This is a genomic window from Marinobacter nanhaiticus D15-8W, from assembly GCF_036511935.1.
GTDB lineage: Bacteria > Pseudomonadota > Gammaproteobacteria > Pseudomonadales > Oleiphilaceae > Marinobacter_A > Marinobacter_A nanhaiticus.
Window position 1 is genome coordinate 777029 of record NZ_AP028878.1, and the last position, 22584, is coordinate 799612.

Genomic DNA, 22584 nt, shown 5'->3' on the forward strand with positions numbered 1-22584 from the left:
TCGAATTCAGGATGCCAAGGTTAACATGAAAAGATCCATTGCCCTGCTGACCGCGCTCGCCGCAAGCGCTTTTCCCGTTGCGTCATTTGCAGAGGAAGCCCAGCCGCAGGATGCTCAGCCAGTCAACCCGCCCGTCCGTGCGTCCGAATACCAGCCTACGCCGGGGGAGCCCCAGGTGGTCATCCGTCCAGGTGAGGATGCGACCTACTATGAGTATCGGGTCAACGGGGAGTTGCGGGAAATCAGGGTCAAGCCCAAGGTGGGACCGGTCTACTACCTGGTTCCGGTAGACGGCGGGTTCATCCGGCAGGATGGCTCCCAGCTGGTTGTACCCAAGTGGGTGTTATTCGAATGGTAAGTTGAGGGTAATCAACCCGTCCGAGTGACTGGCGGCCTGTGCTCAGGCCGCACACACAGATAGGAATTTTTGCCTGTCGGGCGGGACCCCCAGCGGGCCCGCCCTAGCTTATTCGATGTATGTCCGGGCCCTTAGATAATATTGACCGACACCGCCTTCGAGCGCTGGCTTTCAAGCCCTTCCACGTCCAGAGTGGATACCGAGAATTCATACACGCCCGGGCTGAAGCCTTCCAGTGGGTAGCTCGTATTGCCGGCATCGTCGATGTCGATGATACGGAAAGCATCCTGATGACGGAGTTTGTAGTAGATCCGATAGCCACCAATTTCGCCGGCGTACAGCTTTGAACCGTCTGCCCGGGTGGCCGGCGCCAGCCACTGCAGGTGGACGACAGATGGCTGGAGCCCTGCGTCGACGAGGGAGTCGCTCTCGGCATCGTAATAGGCATTGGTTGATGCTCCGGTGGAGGAGCCGCCGGTCTTGCAGCCAGCGAGTGCGAAGGTGGCCAGAAGCAAATAGGCGAGGGGGAGCCTCATGTTGAATGATTGATTACTACGCATAATGAGCCTGTCTTCTTTTGTCTGGTCCGTCTACTTAAGCGGACTTGTTACAGCGACGGGACAGGCGAGGAGTCTTTGGAAACCTGTCCCCAATATTAAAGCTGCTTCATTATGCAAAGTGGTTTTAACGCCTCACGTAAGTATTTCGTCGTTTTTCTGTGAGATATCTCCTAAAAATCAGCCAATTGAGACCTACAGCACGTTTTCTCTGTTACATTAAATAACATAAGTGCTTGCTGGAGCGTTTCGCTTATGCGGCTTGCGGCCCTCCTAGTATGAATATTCTAATTTTTGGACGTAACTTCAGTGTTGTTATCTGAAGGCGTCTACGACGCCGAATTTCAGCACTATGTAAAGACAAGGGAGAGGCACCGCAATGGGTAAGCTAAGAACCTATCAGGAACAGCTTCAAGAAATCGTTGAGAAGGGCATTAATTCGGCCGAGGAGCAGCAGAAGAAGCTGGCGGCCAAGCCTTTCAGCTACGCGGAAAAGCTTGAGAAAGAAGCTCGCGGGTATAGCGTCAAGAATCTGCGCAAGCGTTATGACGGCTACAGCGAGAGCCTGTTCGAGCAACTACGTAGCCTGAACACGCGTTTCGGCTCCCTGGCGTCGGATGTGGTTGCCCGTATCGAGAAAGAAACCGTTGAGAGTGCCGACGCGGTTGCCGCGACAGCCAATGAAGTCTCCGACCAAGCCAAGCCGGTGAAAAGGACTCATGCGCCGACAGGCAAGCGTGGGGCCAATACGCGCAAGGCCGCGTCGACCAAGAAGACGGAGCCTGAATCTGCCTGACGGATGGTCGATAACGAAAAGAGCCGCAGACGCGGCTCTTTTTTATTTGCCAAGGGTATCCCGGTCAGCGCTCCATGAAGACTAGTCGGCGCGGCGGGCTTCCTGGGTGGGCGTCTTGGTTTGCGGTTCCAGGGAGAGTGTCCGGTTTTCGCCGGTGATGGCTTCAAGGCGCTCGATTTTCTGCTCGTAGGTCGCGCGAATCGCCTGGGTTTCCATATTCTGGACCGCGATTTCCTTTTCGATCTCACGGATCTGGGCGTGCAGACGCTCGATTCGGGTCGTCAGGTTTTCCGGTACCTCCCGTCCTGCGCGCTCAAGATCCGCGGCCTTGCTTTGCTGTTCTTCCAGCTGGCTCTCGATAACAGAGATGTTGCCACGCTTGAGCTGAACCAGGCTGTCAAGCTCCTGAAGTTTACGATGAAGGGCGCGAACGGCATCGTTGGGATGACTGAACGTACGCAACAGTTCCGCATCCTCCTCGCGCTGCTTTTCAGCCTGGGCCTTGCGCTTCTTCTCCGCTTCCCGGGCAGCGATTTCCTCTGCTGTGGGTGCCGGTTCGACCACATCAACGACGCGACCCTGGGTATTGAGAATTTCATACCCACGGGTTGAGCTTTCGGAAGGCACCGTGTTACTGATGACCATGCGCCCGTTGTCGTCCTTATAGCGGTACATGGTGGACGCCAGGGCCGATGAGGTTGCCAGGCTAAAGCATACGGCTGCTGCCAGGGCAAGTCGCGGTACGTGTCTCATAAACTGCTGATTCACCGTTTGCTATGGATTGCCTGAAGAATAACAGACTTTGCCGCGACGGCTTGTGAAAAACGGTTATCGAGCGTGTCAGTCTTCGTGATCATTTCTGAAGCTGGAACGTTCGCTCGCACGCAAAGCCTCAGATGCCGTAGCGTTCCCGGTAGTCTTCCACCTTGCGGGCGTTCTCGGCGAAACCTTCCTGGCCCGACAGGTAGCTGATCACCTGCTCAAGACGAATGATGCTGACCACGGGAAGGTCGAACTCGGCCTCGACTTCCTGGATAGCGGAGAGTTCGCCCTGACCCCGTTCCTGGCGGTCCAGTGCAATCAGGACGCCCGCCGGTTCGGCGCCGGCGGCACGGATGATGTCGATGGATTCGCGAATCGCCGTACCGGCGGTGATCACGTCATCGATGATCAGCACTTTGCCCTTTAATGGTGCGCCAACGATATTGCCGCCCTCACCGTGATCCTTTTTCTCCTTGCGGTTGAACGCGTAGGGGCGGTCGTCGCCCGTTTCCGCCAGCGACATGGCGGTGGCAGCGGCCAACGGAATGCCCTTATAGGCAGGTCCGAAAAGGATGTCATAATTCAGGCCGCTATTTTGCAGGGCAGACGCATAGGCACGCCCGAGTTGCAGCAAATCCGACCCCGTGTTGAACAGGCCAGCGTTGAAGAAGTAGGGACTTTTGCGCCCGGACTTGAGTGTGAACTCTCCGAAACGCAGAACGTCGCGACGGATGGCGAATTCGATGAAATCGTGCTGATAGTCGTGCATGGCGAGGGGTTTCTTTCAAAACGGCACAAAAACGGTATCATACACACAAACGTTTCAGGGAACATCTATGCGGGTAGTATCGATCAGCGTCAACGGCCTGGCGCAGGCTATTGACCGGGGTTTTTTTGACTGGCTGGCGGACCAGGATGCAGATGTCGTATGCGTCCAGGATCACCGCATGCGGGTCTATGAATTCGACGACCCCCGATACGTGCCTGAGGGCTATGAAGCTTACTTCATCGATGGCGAGGAAACCGAACACGGGGGCGTCGGCATTTACACCCGCCATTTCCCCAAAGCCATCATCTACGGTTTCGCCAACGAAATGGCCGATCGCGAAGGCCGCTTTATCCAGGCGGATTTCGACAAGGTCAGCGTCGCCTGCGTATTGGCGCCCTGCGCCCTGGGTCGCGAAGACGAGGTGACCGGCGAGAACGACCTGACGGTGCTGGACCATAAGGACGCCTTCATGGAGGCGTTTGGCCAGCATATGCAGAAGACGTTGCGTAAGCGTCGTCAGTTTATCTTCTGCGCCAACCTGCAGACGGCTCACCACGTTACCGATACCAGCCCACGCTACCACAAGCTGGACGTGTCCGGCTTCCTGCCCCATGAGCGGGCATGGCTCGACCGGCTATTCGATGAAATGGGCTGTGTCGATGCATTCCGGGAAGTCAATAAGGAAGGTGACCAGTTCACCTGGTGGCCGGAATGGGCCGAAGGCTGGCGCAAGCACGCCGGCTGGCGGACGGATTATCAGCTTGCCACGCCCGGCATCCGCAAGGCTATCGAGGATGCCTGGATCGACGACGAGACGCGTTTTTCCGATCACGCGCCGATCATTATCGATTACGATATCGAGATTGGCTTCTAGGCCAGGTCTTCGCGAGTCCGTAAAAAAACGGCCAGCATCTGCTGGCCGTTTTTTTGTTTCTACTGCCGCCGCTTGGCTCGGCTTACTTTTCCAGCGCCAGCTTCTGCAGGTCGAACAGGTAGTTGATGCCCTCCTTTGCTAGCTTCAGCATCTCATCCAGTTCCTCTTGGGCGAAAGGCTCGCCCTCGGCCGTACCCTGGATTTCAATAAAGCCGCCGCGGTCGGTCATGATGACGTTCATGTCGGTTTCAGCCGCGGAGTCTTCCAGATAGTCCAGGTCGACCACAGTGTTTCCGTCGTGCACGCCGACGGAAATAGCGCCAACCATCTGAACGAGCGGAGAGGTTTTCAGGCGGCCTTCGGCAACCAGATGATCCAGTGCGTCCACCAGTGCAACGCAGCCGCCGGTGATGGATGCGGTGCGGGTGCCACCGTCGGCCTGGATGACGTCACAGTCGATAGTGATAGTGTGTTCGCCCAGCTTGGACAGGTCCACCGCGGCGCGCAGGGAGCGGCCGATCAGGCGCTGGATCTCCACGGTGCGGCCGCCCTGTTTTCCGCGTGCGGCTTCACGGCCCATGCGGCTGCCGGTGGAGCGAGGCAGCATACCGTACTCGGCTGTGATCCAACCCTTGCCGGTCCCTTTGAGGAAGCGGGGCACGCTATTGTCGACTGATGCGGTACAGATAACTTTGGTGTCGCCGAATTCGATCAGGACCGAGCCTTCGGCGTGCTTGGTATAGTTGCGGGTGATGCGGATATCGCGGGTCTGTTCAGGCGCACGTCCACTGGGTCGCATAGGTTATCCTGTATTGATTGGGAATGGGTTTAAGATGGTTGGATGATGTGGGATCAGCAAGGCAGTGTAACATGCGCGGAACCGAGAGTTCAGACCGGTCGCCCGATCACAGGCAGGCCTGCTAGAATAGCCGCACGTTAACGACAGTCGGAGTTCACATGATCAGAAGCATGACAGCCTTTGCCCGCAAAGACACCGAAGGTGAGTGGGGCTCGCTGACGTGTGAAATCCGGACCGTCAACCATCGCTACCTTGAGCCGACGTTCCGCCTGCCCGAACCGCTACGAGACCTTGAGAACGGCTTCCGCGAGTCGATCCGCAACCGGCTGCGTCGCGGCAAGGTGGAGATCGGCATGCGCCTGCAACTGGCCGAACAAACGGCCGGCGGACTCAAGGTTAACCTGCCGCTGGCCGAAGAGATCAACGACGCGGCCAACCACATCAATCGCATCCTCGACAATCCGGCGCACATCAACGCCCTCGATGTGTTGCGCTGGCCCGGTGTCCTTGAGTCTGCGGAGCGGGACATGGAACCAGTCAAGAAGGCTGCCGGCGAACTGTTCTCAGCGACAGTGGCTGAACTTGTCAGCGTACGGGAGCGGGAAGGCGAGCGCCTGCGGCCGCTGTTCGATACCCGCCTGGAAGAGATGACGGCCTCCGTCGCAGAAGTGCGCAAGCGCATGCCTGACTTGCTGAAGCAGCAGGAACAGAACCTACGCGACCGTTTTGCCGCAGCCCAGGTGGAGCTCGATCCCGAACGCGTGGCCCAGGAAATGGTGATGCTGGCGCAGAAGTCCGACGTGGCCGAGGAGCTGGATCGGCTGGACACCCACGTCAGTGAAGTGCGGGAAACCCTGAATAGCGATCAGGCCATTGGCCGGCGGCTGGACTTTCTGATGCAGGAGCTTAACCGCGAAGCCAACACCCTGAGCAGCAAGTCCATCGACGCCGACGTCACCCGGGTGGCCGTCACCCTGAAAGTGCTGATCGAGCAGATGCGCGAGCAGGTCCAGAACCTCGAATAACAAGGAACTTCATTTCCTATCGCGTACCCTCTTCGGTTTGGGGCGCACCCTGTCTATCGTTGTATTTTGTCTATTGCTGTGAGGAGACAAGGCTGATGAGTGAGCCGGTCGATAAAGGCACTCTTTTTGTGATTTCGGCGCCATCCGGGGCAGGTAAGACCAGCCTTGTTGCGGCCATGCTGGAACGGGACCCGATACTCTGCGTCTCCGTTTCCCACACGACACGCCCCATGCGACCGGGCGAGCAGGACGGGGTCAACTATCACTTCGTCGAGCGCGAGACCTTCCAGAGTATGATCGGCCAGGACGATTTCCTCGAGCATGCGGAAGTGTTTGGCAACTTCTACGGCACCTCCCAACGCTGGGTCGAGGAAACCCTGTCCCAGGGAAAAGACGTTATCCTGGAAATCGATTGGCAGGGGGCGGTGCAGGTACGTCGCCTGATTCCCAATTGCGTCGGGATCTTCATCGTGCCGCCTTCGCCGGAAAGCCTGCGTGCGCGACTCACCGGTCGCGGGCAGGATGCGGACGACGTGATCGAGCGTCGCCTGCGGGAGGCGGCGGAAGAGTGCAGCCACGCCCTGGAGTTCGATTACCTCGTGGTCAACGACCAGTTCGACGTGGCGCTGGAAGAATTACTCTCGATCGTGCGTACCCAGCGCTTGAGCGTCGAGCGCCAGGAAGTTCGCCACGCCGACCTGCTCGCCGCCCTGGTTTCCGGTGGAACGGCGTATACAAATTGAGCGTTTTTGATATACTGCGCGGTCTGCTCTGCACCGTCAGGCTGGGCAATCAGTTATCTTTTTAATTTTCGGGGAAATTATGGCACGAGTCACTGTTGAAGACTGTCTGGATCACGTCGATAACCGCTTCGAGCTGGTGATGCTGGCGACCAAGCGCGCGCGTCAGATCGCCACTAAAGGCCACGAGCCGATGGTCCCTGAGGAAAACGACAAGCCGACGGTACTCGCCCTGCGCGAAATCGCCGAAGGCAAAGTCGACCGTGCTCTGATCCAGCAGGAAGACGAAGAGTAAGTAGATTCCGCAGATTGGTCCTTGCAGCCTTTTAGCGGCGGTTTGTTAACAGGCTTACTGATTGAAATCTGCGTAGCGGCTCTTATAGTAAGTAGTACGACGCCGTGAAACGGCTGTCTGTAAGGGCAAAGGAAGACCCGAGTGTCATGCATTCGGGTTTTTTTGTCGGTGATTCACCGGGATTCGAGTCTCGCTTTAAGCACACCAGTGCTAAGGACAAGCGGCGGGGAATTCCTTCAGTCACTGGAGGCGCAGTGTCAGCAGAGGCCACGGCGATCAGCTCCGTCGATACGCTTGCGGAGCAACTGAGTACCTACCTTGATACGCCCCGCATCAATCAGGTGCGGCGAGCCTACTATTACGCCGAGCAGGCCCATGAAGGCCAGATGCGCCGCTCGGGCGAGCCGTATATTACCCACCCGCTGGCGGTCGCCCGCATTCTCGCCGACATGAAGCTGGACCATCAGAGCCTGATGGCCGCCATGCTGCATGATGTCATTGAGGATACCGGTATTCCCAAGGACGCGTTGTCCGAACAGTTTGGCGAACCTGTCGCCGACCTGGTGGATGGCGTTTCCAAACTGACCCAGATCGAATTTCGCTCCCGCGCCGAGGCCCAGGCGGAGAACTTCCAGAAGATGACCCTGGCCATGGCCCGGGATATCCGCGTTATTCTGGTCAAGCTCGCAGATCGGCTGCACAACATGCGCACGTTGGGGCATATGTCCTACGAGAAACGACAGCGCATTGCGACCGAGACCCTGGACATCTATGCGCCGATAGCCAACCGGCTGGGCATGCACAGCCTGTGCACCGAGTTGGAAGACCTGGGCTTCTCCTTCCTTTACCCGATGCGTTCGCGCTATATCTCCAAGGCGGTGGAGAAATTGCGCGGCAGTCACCGGGAAATCATCGAGGAAATACGGGGCAAACTGGAAGAAAAGCTCAATGAGCGCGGGCTGCCGGGCCGCATAATCGGTCGCGAGAAACACTTGAACAGCATCTATAACAAGATGAAGTTCAAGCACAAGTCCTTCCATGAAATCATGGATGTCTACGCCTTCCGCATCATTACCGACACCACCGACGACTGCTACCGCATCCTCGGCGCCGTTCACAGTCTTTACAAACCGCTTCCCGGCCGGTTCAAGGACTACATTGCCATGCCCAAGGCGAATGGCTACCAGTCCCTGCACACGACCCTGTTCGGGATGCACGTGAACATCGAAATCCAGATCCGCACCGAAGAAATGGAGCAGATTGCCAACAACGGCATCGCGGCCCACTGGCTCTACAAGAACGACAACTCGGCTGTGCTGGAAGTCAGCCAGCGCCGAGTGGATCGCTGGGTCCAGGGCCTGATGGAGATGCGCGAGCGGGCGGACGATTCCCTGGAATTCATCGAGCATGTGAAGGTCGACCTGTTCCCGGACGAAATCTACGTATTCACGCCCAAGGGCAAGATTCTCGAACTGCCCGGCGGAGCGACGCCGATCGACTTTGCCTACGCTATCCACACGGATATCGGTAACGCCTGCGTGGCCTGCCGTATCAACCGCAACCTGGGTTCGCTGAGTCAGCCGCTACAAAGCGGGCAGACTGTCGAGGTCATTACCGCTCCCGGCGCGCGTCCAAATCCCGCTTGGCTGAGCTTCGTCGTCACTGGGAAGGCGCGCAGCAGCATTCGCCATTTCCTCAAGTACCAGAAGAAGGCGGAATCGCTGGAGCTGGGCAAGACGCTGCTCAAGAAATCCCTGGCGGGCTTCGACTACACGCTTTCGCAGATTGACGAAGCGCAGCGCCAGCGGGTCTGCGACCACAACCAGGCGGCAAGCTTCGACGATCTGCTCAGCGATATTGGCCTGGGTAATCGAATGGCTTACATCGTGGCGCGCCAACTGGTTTCGGATCCCGGCGGTGACAGCGGCGGCAGTGAGCGTCCGGACGACCGGGGAATCGTCAACATTGAGGCGGGCGGTCACGGCCGCGGGTCCATGACCATCCGCGGCACCGAAGGTTTGCTGGTGCGCTTCGCTAGCTGCTGCAAGCCGATTCCCGGCGATCCAGTGGTGGGCGTGATGGAGTCGGGCAGTGGCATGGTGATTCACAGTGATACCTGCCGCAAGTTGCCGGACAAGGATGCGGACCGGTCAGCGCTAACCCCCCTGAAGTGGGCCAAGGACATCACTGACGAATTCTCCGTGGAACTGCGCGTTGAACTGGAGCGTCAGCGCGGTGTGATCGCCGAGGTGGCCAGCGCCATTTCCCTCGCGGACGGTAATATCGAACGGATCAACGTGGAAGAGCAGAATGCCCGCCTGAGCATCGTCAGCCTGGTGGTCCACGTCAACGGGCGACGTCACCTTGCACGCGTGATGCGGCGGGTCCGCAACGTCCGTGCGGTGACACATATCGCCCGGGTTCGACACTAGCATTCCAGGCCGCAAGAGGCGGCCTGTTCCGTATATCCCGTATTTGTTGACAGGACGTGACGATCCCGGAGACGATCACTGTCTTTCTCGATCGATATGTCTTTCTTCAAAAAAGCCCGTTTCGGCGGGTGCAAGCAACAAGGGCACTCAACACGATGACAAACAAATCCGTAATCCAGACCGATAACGCGCCGGAAGCCATTGGTACCTACTCACAGGCGGTGAAGGCCGGGGATACGGTCTACCTGTCCGGCCAGATCCCACTGGACCCGGAAACCATGGAGGTGGTGAGCGGCGATATCAGCGTCAGCATTCGCCGTGTTTTCGATAATCTCTCCGCGGTCTGTGAGGCTTCTGGCGGTCAGTTGCAGGATATCGTCAAGCTCAATATTTACCTGACGGATCTGGGTAACTTCGCCACTGTCAACGAAATCATGGCGACCTATTTCCAGGAGCCTTATCCGGCCCGCGCCGCGATCGGTGTTGCTGCACTGCCCAAGGGCGTGCCGGTGGAAATGGATGCCGTAATGGTCCTGAGCTGATCAACGCTCCAAGGCCTTGATCAGTTCACCATAGCCTTCCCTGAATCCGGGATAGCGGAAATCGAAACCGCTGTCCCGCAAGCGCTGGTTCAAGCAGCGCTTACTGCCCGCGCGCGTCCCGCCGCGGGCTTCTTCCCCGGGCTCCGCGCATGGGACCTGTTCACGAATCCAGGCGACAATCTCATCCAGTCTCACTGGCGTCGAGTCACTGGCCAGATAGCGGTCGTGCATGGGGTTGCCGGCCAGCGAGTAACGTACCAGATGTGCAGCAGCTGCTGCTGCGTCTTCTTCGTGAATCCGGTTTGTGTAAGGGCCGGGTGACGCTGGATCGATACGCCCCTCCATCACAGACTGCAGGAAACGGCCACGACTGGGCCCATAGATGCCACTGTAGCGGATCACCGTGGCGGGATAGGCGCTGTTCAGCGCCAGGTGCTCGCCCTCCAGTACCCGCTGGCCACTGAACCGGTCGGGTTCTGTCGGGCTGTCTTCGTCCACCCAGCTGTCATCGTCCTGGTGGTAGACTCCGGTGCTGGAGACGAACAGCAGGCGGTTGAGCGAATGCCCATCGGTCTCCAGCGCGTCGATCAAATGACCTAGCCCAGTCACGAAAGCTGCCCGATAGCCTTCGTCGTCATAGCTATTGGGGGTCAGGCAGTAGACGACCGCGTCGAGGTTTGCTGGAAGCTTGCCATGCATACTGGTCGGGTCCTGCAGGTCGGCTTTGACGGGCTCTATATTCGCGGGTAGCGTTCTGATATTGCGTTTGAGACCGAAAACCCGGCTATCCTGAGCGAGGTCCGAGGCGATGCGGCTGCCGAGTGCGCCGCAGCCGACGACAAGAATGCGTGGTTCACTGATTGCCATAGTCAATTTCAATCCTTATTCTGTAAACCATTAAAACGCTGTCCGGGACCGATGACGTCCTGAGCCAATACAGACTTGAACCGATCCCGTGATTGTCCGGAGAAATCCATGACCCTGACCGAATTGCGTTACATCGTCACCCTGGCCCGAGAAAAGCACTTTGGCCGGGCCGCTGAACGCTGCCACGTCAGCCAGCCTACCCTGAGCGTGGCCGTTAAGAAACTGGAGGATGAGCTGGGTATCCCCCTGTTCGAACGCAGCAAGAGCAGCATCCGGGTGACGGAAACCGGATCGCAGATCATCGAGCAGGCCCAGCGCGTGCTGGACCAGGTCGGTGTGATCCGGGATATGGCCCAGAACGGCAAGAACCAGCTCAATTCGCCGCTTAAGGTTGGGGCCATCTACACCATCGGGCCCTACCTTTTCCCGCACCTGTTGCCGGAGCTGCGTCGGGCTGCGCCGGAAATGCCGCTGTTCATCGAAGAGGGCTATACCCAGGATCTGCGCAAGAAACTGCGTCAATCCGAGCTTGATGCCATCATCATTGCGCTGCCGTTCGAAGAGCCGGAGGTGGTAACCCTGCCGCTCTACGACGAGCCTTTCGTTGTGCTGCTGCCGGCTGGTCACCCGCTGACCAAGGAGAAATCACTTTCAGCTGAGCAGTTGGCGGAAGAGCAATTGCTCCTGCTGGGCCCGGGCCACTGTTTCCGCGACCAGGTACTGGAGTCCTGTCCGCCACTCGAGAATGCGATGGCCGCGCGCGCCACCAGCACCAGCGGCCGTCCCGCCCTGGTGACCGAGGGCAGCTCCCTGGAAACCATACGGCATATGGTGGCTTCTGGTTTGGGGGTTACGGTGCTGCCCATGTCCGCGGCCACGGCCATGGAGTACAAGGAAGATATCCTGACTGTGCGCCCGTTCAAGCCACCGGTACCGTTCCGGACCGTCGCCCTGGCCTGGCGCGTGACCTTCCCGCGACCCAAGGCTATCGATGTACTGTCGCTGGCGGCGAGCCAGTGCCGGGTGATCGAGAAATCCGATCAGGCCCTTCCCGTTACCGCAGCCTCCGCCTGATTTCCATGGCATAACCCATGGCTGCACTGGAAGATATTAACGTCACGACCCTGAAAGGGGTCGGTAGCGCGCTGGCAGGGACGCTGGCAAAGCTGGGGATCCATTCCCTGCAAGATCTGCTGTTCCACTTGCCTCATCGCTACGAGGACCGTACCCGAATTATTCCCATCGGCAGCCTGCATGTAGGCGATGTAGGTGTGGTCGAGGGCGAGGTGGTCAAGTCCGACCTGGTCATGGGGCGCCGCCGCAGCCTGCAGGTGACGGTGCGGGACAGCTCCGGCTTCCTGGTCCTGCGGTTTTTCCATTTCAACGCTTCCCAGAAAAACCAGCTCAGCGAAGGCGCCCGCATCCGCTGTTTTGGCGAGGTTCGACCAGGGCGCGCGGGATTCGAGTTCTACCATCCTGAGTACCAGGTCAATCCGCCACCCATGCCCGCGCCGGAAAGGGCCACCCTTACGCCGGTTTACCCTCTCACCGAAGGTATCCAGCAGCCAAGGGTACGTAGCCTGTGCCAGCAGGCGCTGCATTACCTCGACCGTTATCCGGTCAAGGAGTGGCTGCCGGACGCGCTGTTGGCAGATTTCCAGATGCCCGGTATCAACGAGGCCCTGCGCCTGGTGCATGCCCCACCGGCGGGTGCTCCGGTGCCCGCGTTGCTTGAAGGCCGGCACCCGGCCCAGCAACGTCTGGTGATGGAAGAACTGCTGGCGCACCAACTCAGCCTGCTGCGGGTAAGGGAGCAGATCCAGTCCAGGGAAGCGTTGGCGCTGTTGCCCCGGGGCGATCTGCCTGATCGCTTCCGCGATCAACTGCCGTTCCAATTGACCCAGGCACAGGAGCGCGTGCTTCTGGATATCCGTCAGGACTTGAGTCAGCCGCTGCCGATGCTGCGCCTGGTTCAAGGGGACGTGGGCTCGGGCAAGACCGTCGTTGCGGCACTGGCGGCCTTACAGGCGATCTCGTCAGGCGCCCAGGTGGCCCTGATGGCGCCGACGGAGATCCTGGCCGAACAGCACTATCTCAATTTCCAAGGGTGGTTCGAGCCCCTTGGGCTGGAACCTGCCTGGCTTTCCGGCAAGGTCAAGGGCAAGGTCCGTCAGGCCACGCTGGAGCGGGTCGCCAGCGGCGATGCGCGTATCGTAATCGGTACCCACGCACTGTTTCAGGACGACGTGGCTTTTGACCGGCTTGCCCTGGTGATCGTCGACGAGCAGCACCGTTTTGGTGTCCACCAGCGACTGGCCCTGCGCGAGAAGGGTGCGGCGGGTAGTCTCGCGCCACACCAGTTGATCATGACGGCGACGCCAATACCCCGCACCCTGGCGATGAGCGCCTATGCCGACCTGGATACCTCGCTGATCGACGAGTTGCCCCCGGGCCGCAAACCCATCGAAACCATAGCCATAGCCGATGCCCGTCGGGATGAAGTAATTTCCCGGGTTGAAGACGCGTGCCGTGCCGGGCGCCAGGCCTACTGGGTGTGTACACTGATAGAAGAATCCGAGGCCCTGCAGTGCCAAGCCGCCGAGGTGACCGCCGAAGATCTTCGTGAACGACTGCCGGACCTGAAAGTCGGACTGGTGCACGGGCGCCTCAAAGCCCAGGAAAAGGCGGGCATCATGCAGCAATTCAAGGACGGTATCCTGGATTTGCTGGTGGCGACTACTGTCATCGAGGTCGGGGTAGACGTGCCCAATGCCTCGTTGATCATCATCGAGAATCCGGAACGCCTGGGTCTGGCGCAGCTTCACCAGTTGCGTGGCCGCGTCGGGCGTGGGCACGAGGCGAGTTTCTGTGTGCTCATGTATCATCCGCCGCTGTCGCAAAACGGCAAAGCCCGGCTACAAGTACTGCGGGACAGCCAGGACGGCTTCGTTATCGCGGAGAAGGACCTGGAAATCCGAGGCCCAGGCGAGGTCCTGGGCACGCGACAGACCGGCATGATGCAGTTCCGCTTGGCGGATTTTGAACGCGATAAGGGATGGATCCCGGTCGTCCGTGAAGCCGCTCCCAGTCTGATGGGTGATCGCCAACGTGTGGAGGCCCTGATCCGTCGCTGGTTGGGCGAGCGCATCCGCTACGGTGACGTATAGTTATTCCAGAAGACCGGCTATTCCAGAAGATATTACAGTTTTGGGAACGATCGACGTCGATTCATCGTGTGACTTGTATCACGTTATGTCGGTGCCCGAGACGCTTTCCCATCGGGTTTTGCGCGCTTTAATAGGGCATGGGCTCACGGGAGTTGTGCCGCGCGAGTTACATCAGGCCCGGGTGCTGTTTCAGCAGTCTGTCGCCACGGGCCAGCTTCATAAGGAACCGGCAAGCCGCCTGTCGGCTCCACATAAGACAGTTTAGGGGGTTCGCATGGAACTGCCGATCGCAGTTCGAGATGCCCTTGATGCCGCGCGTCGCGGCCGGGGGATGCCGTTGTTCGAGATCGTGGAGGTGAATGGCGACAGCCATGCCTTGCGTATGGTGCCGTTGGAGGACTACCAGGGAAAGTTGCAGGTGATCTGCCGCAAGGCGGATCTGCTTGATGTCAATCGACTGAACAGCAAGCTGGGGCGGGATTTCCGTGTTATCAGCCGCAAGGAACTGTACCGGATCCGCGAGCGCCTGGGCGTGGAACTGTTGCCGGCGCTGCCGTCCCTGACCGGCTGGGAAACCATCGTCGACGAGGCTGTGGATAGCCAGGCTGTCGTTACCTTGTCCTATAAACCTGGCGGGCCGCAGATCGAGTTGCCCTCCGAAGCCTTCCACGTCATAACCGCCGACGCACAACGGATGAAGCTGGCAACATCCGCCGCTGATATCCGGGTTAACCTCTCCGAACCCCAGCTGGATCGCGAGCAGCTCCATAGCGCAATCGAGCGATTCACAAACCTGCGCATCCGCCAGCGCCTGGAAGACACCCTGGAGCTACCTCCGCTGCCGGAGACAGCCCAGCGCATCATCCATCTTCGGGTCAATCCCAATGCCGTCATGGGCGACCTGGTAGATATCGTTGAGAGTGATCCGAGTCTTGCGGCGCAAGTGGTGAGTTGGGCGTCTTCCTCCTTCTATGCGGCGGCCGGACAGGTGCGCTCGGTGCACGATGCCGTCTCACGGGTCCTTGGCTTTGAACTGGTCATGAACCTCGCCATGGGGTTGTCATTGGGAAAGGTGCTCAAACCGCCCGAGGATGAACCGGATGGCTACATCGGATACTGGCAGCAGGCGATCTGGCAGGCCCAGGCCGCCGGTGTGCTCTCCGCGATGATGCGTCGAGGGGAGCGGCCGTCTTTCGGGTTGGCCTATCTTGGCGGGCTGTTGCATAACTTCGGTTACCTGGTTCTGAACCAGGTGTTTCCACCCCATTTCCGGCTGGTTTGTCGCAATCTGGAAGCGAACGCCAACCTCGATTCGTCGCTGGTCGAACAACATCTCCTGGGTGTTACCCGGGAGCAGGTCGGGGCCCAGTTGATGGAGAACTGGGGGATGCCCGACGAAGTGGTGATAGCCCTCCGGCACCAGAAAAACCCGGCCTATGATGGGCCTTATTCGGTCTACGCCCACCTGCTGCGTCTTGGGCGCCAGTTGCTGATCGAGCGGGGGGTCGACCTGGGGCCGTCCCTGCCGTTGGAAACCAATATCTACGAGCAGCTCGGGCTGGATGCTAAAGCGGTCGCAGATCAGTTCGACGGCATGATGGATAATCGCGACAGCATCCTTGCCATGGCGGGCATGATGCAGCATTGAGGTGGCTTAGCTGATGTCCGGTCGCTCTCCCTCCTTCTAGGCGGCCGGTTTTCTTCACTCCTGCAATTATTGCTTTCCTTTTTGTGCCGGTCAGCTAGATTAAGAGTAGGCGTATCGTTTGAGACGGCAGTGCCCATGGAAAAGCAGACTGGGGGCAAGCCAGGCGTGTGCGGCTTTCTACCGCTTGGACGCCTATAGCGCCTTGTCCCACTTGGAGGTGCCTCATGGACAGGTTCATCTTCAACTCTGGCAGTATCTTTCATCTCCACCAGTTGGAGACCTATTTTCGTCACCGGGGTGGGCGCCACTTCCATCTGGCGGATGCGGACGAGCTCCTCGAACTCCTGCGGGTGACATCCCATTCACGGGACCGCATTATCCAGCGGTACTTCCGTCAATTCTGGCGCCAGCTGGATGCCGACCTTGTTGCCGCCTTGCGGAAGGACGGCGTCGCCGATCCCGAGCCCTACCGGGGCGCGTCTGATTTCAAGGTTTCGTCGTAAGCTCGAGAAGAGAGTCGTCGAAGACAGGTTGCAGTAAGTGTGGTGAGCGTCAGTAGTACGGCATTCTGCCGGAAGCAGTAACTCAGGTTGATCTGCACAAGCGGGTGATTGCCGGCCGAAGGGCCGGCTTTTTTATGTTCGGGGTTTTAGGCCTGCTGGTAGTAACTAAACGGATTCGACTTAATGGCCCTGAATATCGGGGAACGTGTGGTAACGGATTGCGGTTGCTGCGCGGCGGATGGCATCGGCGTGTTTCCTTTCCAGTTCGAAGCGCTGGGCGTCCATCTTGTCGATGAAACGTGAGGCCGTGTCCTGCCGGGCCTGGTGAGTGGGCATGTGCTGCAGGGCGTCGTGCATCTCCTGGAAGATCCTGTAGGGCGACTGGCTCAGCAGGTCTGGCGCCAGGTGGTCCAGCAGTCCCTTGATGCGCAGGCAGGCTTCAGAGTACTCCACCTGGTCCTGCTCGATGGACATGGCAAGGACGCGGATGCTTTGGATCATCTGCTCGCGACGCTCGTTCTGGAAAGCCAGGTTGCGGGCCTGCTGGCGGCTCTGCTGTTGTAGCAGCCGGCTACGTTGCCAGATGAATCTGCCCAAAAGGGCGATAACCAGAACCCCTGTGACGATAAGAATCCACTGGATCCACTGCGGCATGTACTAGCGCCTCCGGGTTGCGAACGATAAACGTAAGCCGTGGATTCTATCGTATTTGATTCAAGCTCGCTGACGCATGTCCTGGTGTTTCCTTGCGCGGACCTTGACCGGCTGTCCATTTAACACTGAGGTTCCGCTGACCGGATCCACCTGGTCGTCGCGGATAACATCGTTGATGCTGGCGCCAGCATGGGCTTCCGCCACCTTCCAGCCGATACCCTCGCGATTGTGTCCCCAGCCGTGGGGGATCGACACCACGCCGGGCATGACGTCTCCGGTAACCTCCACCGGGATGACGATCTGTCCGGCATCGGTGGCCACCTGGGCGTCATCGCCGTCAACTAGCTGGAAACGGGCGGCGTCGTCGGGGTGGATCAGCAGGGTGCAGCGACTTCTACCTTTCACGAGCCGTTGGCTGTTGTGCATCCAGGAGTTGTTGCTGCGCACGTGCCGGCGACCGATCAGCAGCAGGTCGTTGGAGGGTTTCGCGCGCAGGAAGGCGTGCAGGCGGGCCAGGTCGTCCAGGTATCGCCGCGGAGCCAGGTTGATCTTACCGTCGCGGGTATACAGGCGGTCGGGCAGGCTCGGACGTAACGGACCGAGATCGACGCCATGGGGATTATCCCGCAGGGCGGCGAGGGAAAGTCCTTTTGGCAGATCCTGCCAGCGCCGGTCCAGTGGACTCAGCCGCGTCAGGTGGCGCAACGGATGGCGATCCGGCAGCACCGCTTCCATCAGGTCCACGGCAGGTTGCAAAGCTGGACGGATAGCGCCCACAGGCTGACCATAAGGGCCGGAGCGCAAGGCGACATCGAGCATGGCATCGGGGCCCAGTTTCTTGAAGGTGCGCCAGCCCAGTTCCTTGCGCAGCCCCAGGCGTCCACCGTTGCAGAGACGTTCGAGGCGATGGGCCAGCTCGAGCAGGATTTGCCAGTCGTGTCGTGCGTCCGCTGCCGGTTTGAACAGCGCATCGCTGAACTTGGCGACGTTGCGTACCGCCATCATATTGAAGATCAGGTCGTAGTGGCTGCGTTCCAGGGCGTGGGTGGGCGGCAGGATCACATCGGCGTGGCGCGTGGTCTCGTTCAGGTAGTAGTCCACCGACACCATGAAATCGAGCTGCTCGAAGGCTTTCTCCAGACGGGTGCCATTGGGGCTGGAAAGGACCGGATTCCCGGCAATGGTGACAAAGGCGCGGATCTGGCCATCGCCCGGCGTGAGGATCTCATCCGCCATTGTGCTTGAAGGGTACTCGCCACCAAATTCCGGCAGCCCTTTAACCCGGCTGCGGCGCTTGCCGAAGTGCCCGCTTTGGCCGGACATCGCTCCCAGCGCGACCAGGTCGACAGCCGGCTGGGTGAACATCAGGCCCCCGGTCGCATCCAGTTTGCCGGTCAGGATGTTGAGCAGGTAGATGAGCCAAGTGGACAGCCCGCCAAAGGGTTGTGTGCTGGTGCCCATGCGGCCATAGAGGACTGCGCGCCGGGTCTTGGCCAGGCGGCGGGCGAGGATGCGGATCGTGGTGGCCTCGATGCCCGTGTGCCGGCTTACCGCTTCCGGTGGGTAGGCGGCGCAAGCCAGGCGTACCAGGTCCAGGTCGCGGGTCCAGTGTTGGGCCGGACCCAGGTCCACCAAGTGTTCCTCGAATAGGGTGTAGACCATGCCCATCAATAGCAGGGCGTCCGACCCGGGCCGGATGAAATGGAAATCGTCTGCCTGCTGGGCCGTTTCCGTGCGGCGGGGATCAATAACAACCAGGTGTCCACCACGGGACTGGAGTGCTTTCAGTCGCCCGCGAAAATCCGGTACCGACATCAGACTGCCGTTGGAGGCCATCGGATTGGCACCAATGCAGATCATGAGCTCGGTATGGTCGATATCCGGAACCGGGAACAGTACCTGGTGCCCGAACATCTCCAGGTTGGCCAGCATATGCGGCAGTTGATCGTTGGAGGTGGCTGAGAATCGATTCTGGGTACCCAAAGCCCGCAGGAACGGCAGCCCGGCGATCATGGCGCCGTGGTTATGGACGTTGGGGTTGCCCTGGTAGGTGCCGATTGCATTACGGCCATACTCGGAGCGGACCCGGTGCAGGCGCTCGGCGACGAAGTCGAGCGCGGTCTCCCAGTCCGTTTCTTCCCAGCCATTACCGGTGCGGAGCAGGGGGCGCTTCAGCCGGTCCGGATCATCATGCAGGTCCTGCAGGGCAACGGCCTTGGGACAGATGTGGCCTCGGCTGAAGGGATCGTCCGCATCGCCTTTTACCGAGGCGATCCTCCCTTCCTTCACTTCGATCGCTACGCCACACATGGCTTCGCACAGGTGGCAGGTGCGGTAGTGAATGCCGTTCTCCATGGTGATCTCTCCCAGAAATTTGTTGTTGGTGTTCTCTGTGGTTTAGTTTTGTTTGGAAACCAGATTAGCAGGAATCGGAAGGACAGGGGAAAGTCGGCGTGCAGATTTTCCATTAATGTGCCGGAACGCCGGGTCGTGCCCAATGGGGACAAAAAAGGCCAGCCCGAAGGCTGGCCCAAGGACGGCAGGAAAACACCTAGCCTTCTTCCGGAATCTCCTTGACCGGGTTGGAGATGAAGTTGAGGTAGACGCCTTCAGGTGGAATTTTAAGTGGTAACTTGACCGCCTTGCCGTTGCCGTCGGCGAGTTCCTCGCACGCGGATATTCCTCCGCCGGTGAAGATACTGCCGAGGCAACTGACAAAACCCAGTAGCCCTGTCGAAGCACTACTCGAGCCTGCAACATCAACATTAATAAGCGGCGTGTTGGTGTTGTGTAGAGCCACTTGCATCCGTCCATCGTCGAAGAAGGTGATTGGGCCTTCCAGTTCCAGAGTGAACGGGTAGCTGAACAGGTTGTGCGCTAACAGGCCCTCGATCGGCAGATGCAAGTTCGGCGCGTCAAGGAGAAGGTCCGCATCAACTTCGTAGTAGGTTCCTCCGTTTTCTCCCCGCACAATGCGACTTTCTATGAGCCCGAGCGGATTATCCTCAGTCGGTTCCTGGTAGCGCATGCGCAGAATTTGCGGGCCCGTTTCTGACTCGGAGGGCCCCAGCAGGTTATACCAGACCGTCGCTGGGCTGGTGACCAGCATGGTCGGATACAACAGGACCCGCACGTTGCCTGTCGGTTCGCCAGTAACTGGGTCGATCTCCGGTCCAACAACTTCAGTGTTCAAACCGTAGGTTTGGTAGATGTACTTTTCCTCCCAACATTCGTCGCCTTCGTAAGAGCAGCCAACTCGCGCGTTTGCGTCGTCGGGAGATCCATCATTGCCCAATACGGTAGCGTTGCCATTCATGGCAAGGCGTGCCGCATTGGGAGGTGTCCGAAAATGAGCTAACGGTTCGCCGCCTTCGCCCCTGGCCGTTTCAAAGTTATAGGTCTCGAACTCCTCGATCGTATAATTCGAGTTGGCATCGCGGATGGGTAGATTGCGCAACGGGGTATAGACACTGGACAGCTGTTCATGGCCCCTAAAGTAGATGGTCAGCGGCTCACCGCCGTTGTCCTCGGGATCGAGCAGCAAGTCTGTTTGGAAAGCCATGCCGTTTTCCCCGCACATGACGGTGGCACAGTCACCATCCTGGGCAGAAACCATGGTGTACCGATACAGTCGGTCGACTTGCCATGGCTCGTCCGGATAGAACCGAATACGCTGATTGTTCTTCTCAAGCCTTCCCGCGACGCGCTCTCCGGACCCCACCGGCGTACTGGCATCGCTAACCTTCTCGACGATGAAAGTCTCATCCAGTCGGATCGAGGCCAGATCCATTGATTGTGAAAATACGACAACGATGGGGCGATTGGTCGGCATCGTCGTCACCGGGAGGATGTCCCTGCTTTGACTGTTTCCATCGCCATCGTTTGGCAGATTTTCGCCTGCGGCATCCTTGCAGTAACCGTGAACGCCGTTAGCCAGGTCCAGGCCTTCGGTGACGCAGGGATAGCCGGGATAAGTGCTCAGCGCGAAGGGCGATCGTTGCGGGATGGCAGTTCCGTTTTCCGTTTGCGGCAGTGCAAACGTCAACGTCTGCGCGAACGCTCCATTCCCCGCCAAATCCATTAGTGCACTCTCGATATTCAGCGAGTAATCCACTCCATGTTGCAGTCCACCTTCGGGGTTCAGCACAACCGCCGTGCCATCGAGCCTAATACGCAGGTTGGTCACTTCGGTCCCGTCAGCAAAGAGCGTAAAGCCGTTGGGTACGGAGTCTCGATCCAGGGGTTCATCAAAGTTCAGGATGATCGGATCGCCCGGACGTTGCATGGCCTGACGGGTTGCCGGAATTGCATCGACTGGGCCAGGCATCCAGCTCACCAGTTCTGGGCCAGTGACATCCATAGGGCGCTCAGGCGCGGTGTCCTGTTCGGACGTGTCCGCTTCTATACGGAAAGCGATGGTGGAGTCGGTGAACTCTTGGCCCAGCAGGTTGGGTTCGACCATACCGATGGCATCGATGGTGAGGATGCCGTCACGGACAATGGCGAGGCCGGTCAGTTCGACGCGCAGCAAGTCCTGGGACAAGGCCGCGTTGGGCTGGGCCTCTTCAGTGTTCATGGACACATCCATCCACAGACGGACGTGGCGCGGTGCCTCGCCGGAATCACTGTAGGGGTTGGGGTAGAGGTAGCCGACCGCATCGGAAGTCATGGTGACCTTGATGGTACCGGTTTTCTGGAACTCGCCTGTAGCAGCATCCAGGACAGGTACTGATCCATTGACCAGAACATCCAGACTCGAGCTTTCCAGAATCGTGCCCTTGGGCACACGCAGCGGTACGGGTGTATCACCCGGAAAGCTCGGCGCATAGCCCAGCTCGGCATAAAGGGCCCCGGTCTGCTGCGAAGGGCCGGCCTTGCCCTGGAGTACGGAGTTCAGCGTTACGGCGTTCACGTACTGGCCGTTGAGGATCGACTGCTGGCTGAAGTTGGAGTCGACGATTTCCTGGTAGAGGATCTCGGTTGGTCCCGTTTCCTTGGGCTGGAATGTGGTCTCGTAATCCAGCGTCTCGCCCTCCAGGTTGGTCAGGCCGGTGATGCTGAGCGTGTATGTCTCGTCGGGGTTCAACTGGTCGTCCGGGCTGCCGCACTTCCTCATCGCCTCCGTGGTGCACGGGTCGACGGTAATCATGTTGTCCTTGACCAGCAGCGTGGCCGGTACCAGTTCCCCGCCGCTGTCGCGCAGGGAAACCGTGACGCCGTAGATCGCCGAATCCGTATGGATCGGCTGGCTGGCCCGCAGGCGAATGGTGGAGAAATCCATGAAGCGGAAGGTCTCGCCATCCGGCAGGGAATCGATGATCTCGAAAGTGTCGCTGAGGTTGGTCAGCGCGGCCACGCCGTCCAGGCTGCCACGGGTGCTGAACTGGACGCCCTGGTCGCCGGTGGCGTTCGGGGTGCTGATCACGCGGTTGCCGGCCGCCGCCAGGTCTTCGCTGAACGTGATGGTGTAGTCGACGCCCGGGGCCAGCTCATCTGTCGGATCGAGAACCAGGCTATGGCCACCGTCGACCTGCGTTAGGCTGAAACCGATTGCCTCGCCACCGTTTGTTGGCGTGATTTGTACTTTCCCGGCAACCGCTTCGTCAGTAATCGGGTCGGAGAAGCGCAGAACGATGTTTGCTTTGGTGGAGACATTTGATTGGCCGTCCGCAGGATAGGAATAAACCACGGCTCCGGGCGTCACGGATTCTTCCATGGATTGTTCACTGCCACCGCATGCAGCCAGTAGCAGAGCTGGGGTGAGTGCCAATATCTTTTTGTAATTCATGGCAAATT

Annotated in this window: 20 protein-coding genes; 12 read left to right on the forward strand and 8 right to left on the reverse strand. The window is 59.2% G+C overall.

Features of this window, described 5'->3' with window-relative positions; translation table 11 throughout:
• The first annotated feature begins 25 nt into the window (after positions 1-25).
• The gene (locus tag RE428_RS03415; protein ID WP_004578936.1) at positions 26-358 is read left to right on the forward strand and encodes a DUF2782 domain-containing protein; all 333 of its coding nucleotides are present in this window, start codon (positions 26-28) and stop codon (positions 356-358) included.
• Between the two features lie 131 nt (positions 359-489).
• Here the strand turns inward: RE428_RS03415 and RE428_RS03420 are convergent, their stop codons facing one another.
• Entirely contained in the window at positions 490-918 is a 429-nt protein-coding gene (locus tag RE428_RS03420) for a fibronectin type III domain-containing protein (protein WP_004578935.1), read from the reverse strand.
• A 376-nt stretch (positions 919-1294) separates the two neighbouring features.
• Between RE428_RS03420 and RE428_RS03425 the strand changes: the two genes are divergently transcribed.
• Complete coding sequence (locus RE428_RS03425; RefSeq protein WP_004578934.1) at positions 1295-1711, forward strand: hypothetical protein; 417 nt, start codon at positions 1295-1297, stop codon at positions 1709-1711.
• An 81-nt stretch (positions 1712-1792) separates the two neighbouring features.
• Here RE428_RS03425 and RE428_RS03430 read toward each other — a convergent pair whose 3' ends face one another.
• On the reverse strand, positions 1793-2464 hold the full coding sequence (locus RE428_RS03430; protein WP_040882247.1) for a DUF4124 domain-containing protein: 672 nt from the start codon (positions 2462-2464) through the stop codon (positions 1793-1795).
• A gap of 139 nt (positions 2465-2603) precedes the next feature.
• The gene (gene pyrE, locus RE428_RS03435; RefSeq protein WP_004578932.1) at positions 2604-3242 is read right to left on the reverse strand and encodes an orotate phosphoribosyltransferase; all 639 of its coding nucleotides are present in this window, start codon (positions 3240-3242) and stop codon (positions 2604-2606) included.
• A gap of 67 nt (positions 3243-3309) precedes the next feature.
• Between pyrE and RE428_RS03440 the strand changes: the two genes are divergently transcribed.
• On the forward strand, positions 3310-4116 hold the full coding sequence (locus tag RE428_RS03440; RefSeq protein WP_004578931.1) for an exodeoxyribonuclease III: 807 nt from the start codon (positions 3310-3312) through the stop codon (positions 4114-4116).
• Between the two features lie 82 nt (positions 4117-4198).
• Here RE428_RS03440 and rph read toward each other — a convergent pair whose 3' ends face one another.
• Positions 4199-4915 (reverse strand): ribonuclease PH, encoded by a 717-nt coding sequence (gene rph, locus RE428_RS03445; RefSeq protein ID WP_004578930.1) that lies wholly within the window; start codon positions 4913-4915, stop codon positions 4199-4201.
• A 158-nt stretch (positions 4916-5073) separates the two neighbouring features.
• Between rph and RE428_RS03450 the strand changes: the two genes are divergently transcribed.
• From RE428_RS03450 to RE428_RS03470, 5 genes are all read left to right on the forward strand, one after another.
• Positions 5074-5940 carry a YicC/YloC family endoribonuclease gene (locus tag RE428_RS03450; protein WP_040882244.1) on the forward strand — a complete coding sequence of 289 codons (867 nt, stop codon included), beginning with the start codon at positions 5074-5076 and terminating at the stop codon, positions 5938-5940.
• Positions 5941-6035: 95 nt separating this feature from the next.
• A complete protein-coding gene (gene gmk / locus RE428_RS03455) occupies positions 6036-6683 on the forward strand; it encodes a guanylate kinase (RefSeq protein ID WP_004578928.1) in 648 nt (215 codons plus the stop codon).
• A gap of 79 nt (positions 6684-6762) precedes the next feature.
• The gene (gene rpoZ, locus RE428_RS03460; protein ID WP_004578927.1) at positions 6763-6975 is read left to right on the forward strand and encodes a DNA-directed RNA polymerase subunit omega; all 213 of its coding nucleotides are present in this window, start codon (positions 6763-6765) and stop codon (positions 6973-6975) included.
• Between the two features lie 275 nt (positions 6976-7250).
• Positions 7251-9407 (forward strand): RelA/SpoT family protein, encoded by a 2157-nt coding sequence (locus RE428_RS03465; RefSeq protein WP_040882764.1) that lies wholly within the window; start codon positions 7251-7253, stop codon positions 9405-9407.
• A 155-nt stretch (positions 9408-9562) separates the two neighbouring features.
• On the forward strand, positions 9563-9949 hold the full coding sequence (locus tag RE428_RS03470; protein ID WP_004578925.1) for a RidA family protein: 387 nt from the start codon (positions 9563-9565) through the stop codon (positions 9947-9949).
• Here the strand turns inward: RE428_RS03470 and RE428_RS03475 are convergent, their stop codons facing one another.
• The gene (locus tag RE428_RS03475; protein ID WP_004578924.1) at positions 9950-10816 is read right to left on the reverse strand and encodes an NAD-dependent epimerase/dehydratase family protein; all 867 of its coding nucleotides are present in this window, start codon (positions 10814-10816) and stop codon (positions 9950-9952) included.
• 108 nt (positions 10817-10924) lie between these two features.
• On the opposite strand from RE428_RS03475, the gene RE428_RS03480 reads away from it, so the two are divergent.
• The 4 genes from RE428_RS03480 (at position 10925) to RE428_RS03495 (ending at position 16134) form a co-directional block, all read left to right on the forward strand.
• Entirely contained in the window at positions 10925-11890 is a 966-nt protein-coding gene (locus RE428_RS03480) for a hydrogen peroxide-inducible genes activator (protein WP_004578923.1), read from the forward strand.
• Between the two features lie 17 nt (positions 11891-11907).
• Positions 11908-13983: an ATP-dependent DNA helicase RecG gene (gene recG, locus RE428_RS03485; RefSeq protein ID WP_004578922.1), complete on the forward strand. Its 2076-nt coding sequence runs from the start codon at positions 11908-11910 to the stop codon at positions 13981-13983.
• Between the two features lie 274 nt (positions 13984-14257).
• Positions 14258-15631, forward strand: coding sequence for an HDOD domain-containing protein (locus RE428_RS03490; RefSeq protein WP_004578921.1), 1374 nt, complete (start codon positions 14258-14260; stop codon positions 15629-15631).
• 224 nt (positions 15632-15855) lie between these two features.
• Positions 15856-16134: a hypothetical protein gene (locus RE428_RS03495; RefSeq protein WP_004578920.1), complete on the forward strand. Its 279-nt coding sequence runs from the start codon at positions 15856-15858 to the stop codon at positions 16132-16134.
• Between the two features lie 180 nt (positions 16135-16314).
• On the opposite strand, the gene RE428_RS03500 is transcribed toward RE428_RS03495, so the two are convergent.
• From RE428_RS03500 to RE428_RS03510, 3 genes are all read right to left on the reverse strand, one after another.
• Positions 16315-16788, reverse strand: a complete 474-nt coding sequence (locus RE428_RS03500; protein WP_004578919.1) for a DUF2489 domain-containing protein — start codon at positions 16786-16788, stop codon at positions 16315-16317.
• Between the two features lie 60 nt (positions 16789-16848).
• Positions 16849-19143 carry a molybdopterin-dependent oxidoreductase gene (locus tag RE428_RS03505; RefSeq protein WP_004578918.1) on the reverse strand — a complete coding sequence of 765 codons (2295 nt, stop codon included), beginning with the start codon at positions 19141-19143 and terminating at the stop codon, positions 16849-16851.
• Between the two features lie 196 nt (positions 19144-19339).
• Positions 19340-22576: an Ig-like domain-containing domain gene (locus RE428_RS03510; protein ID WP_004578917.1), complete on the reverse strand. Its 3237-nt coding sequence runs from the start codon at positions 22574-22576 to the stop codon at positions 19340-19342.
• Positions 22577-22584: the final 8 nt, after the last annotated feature.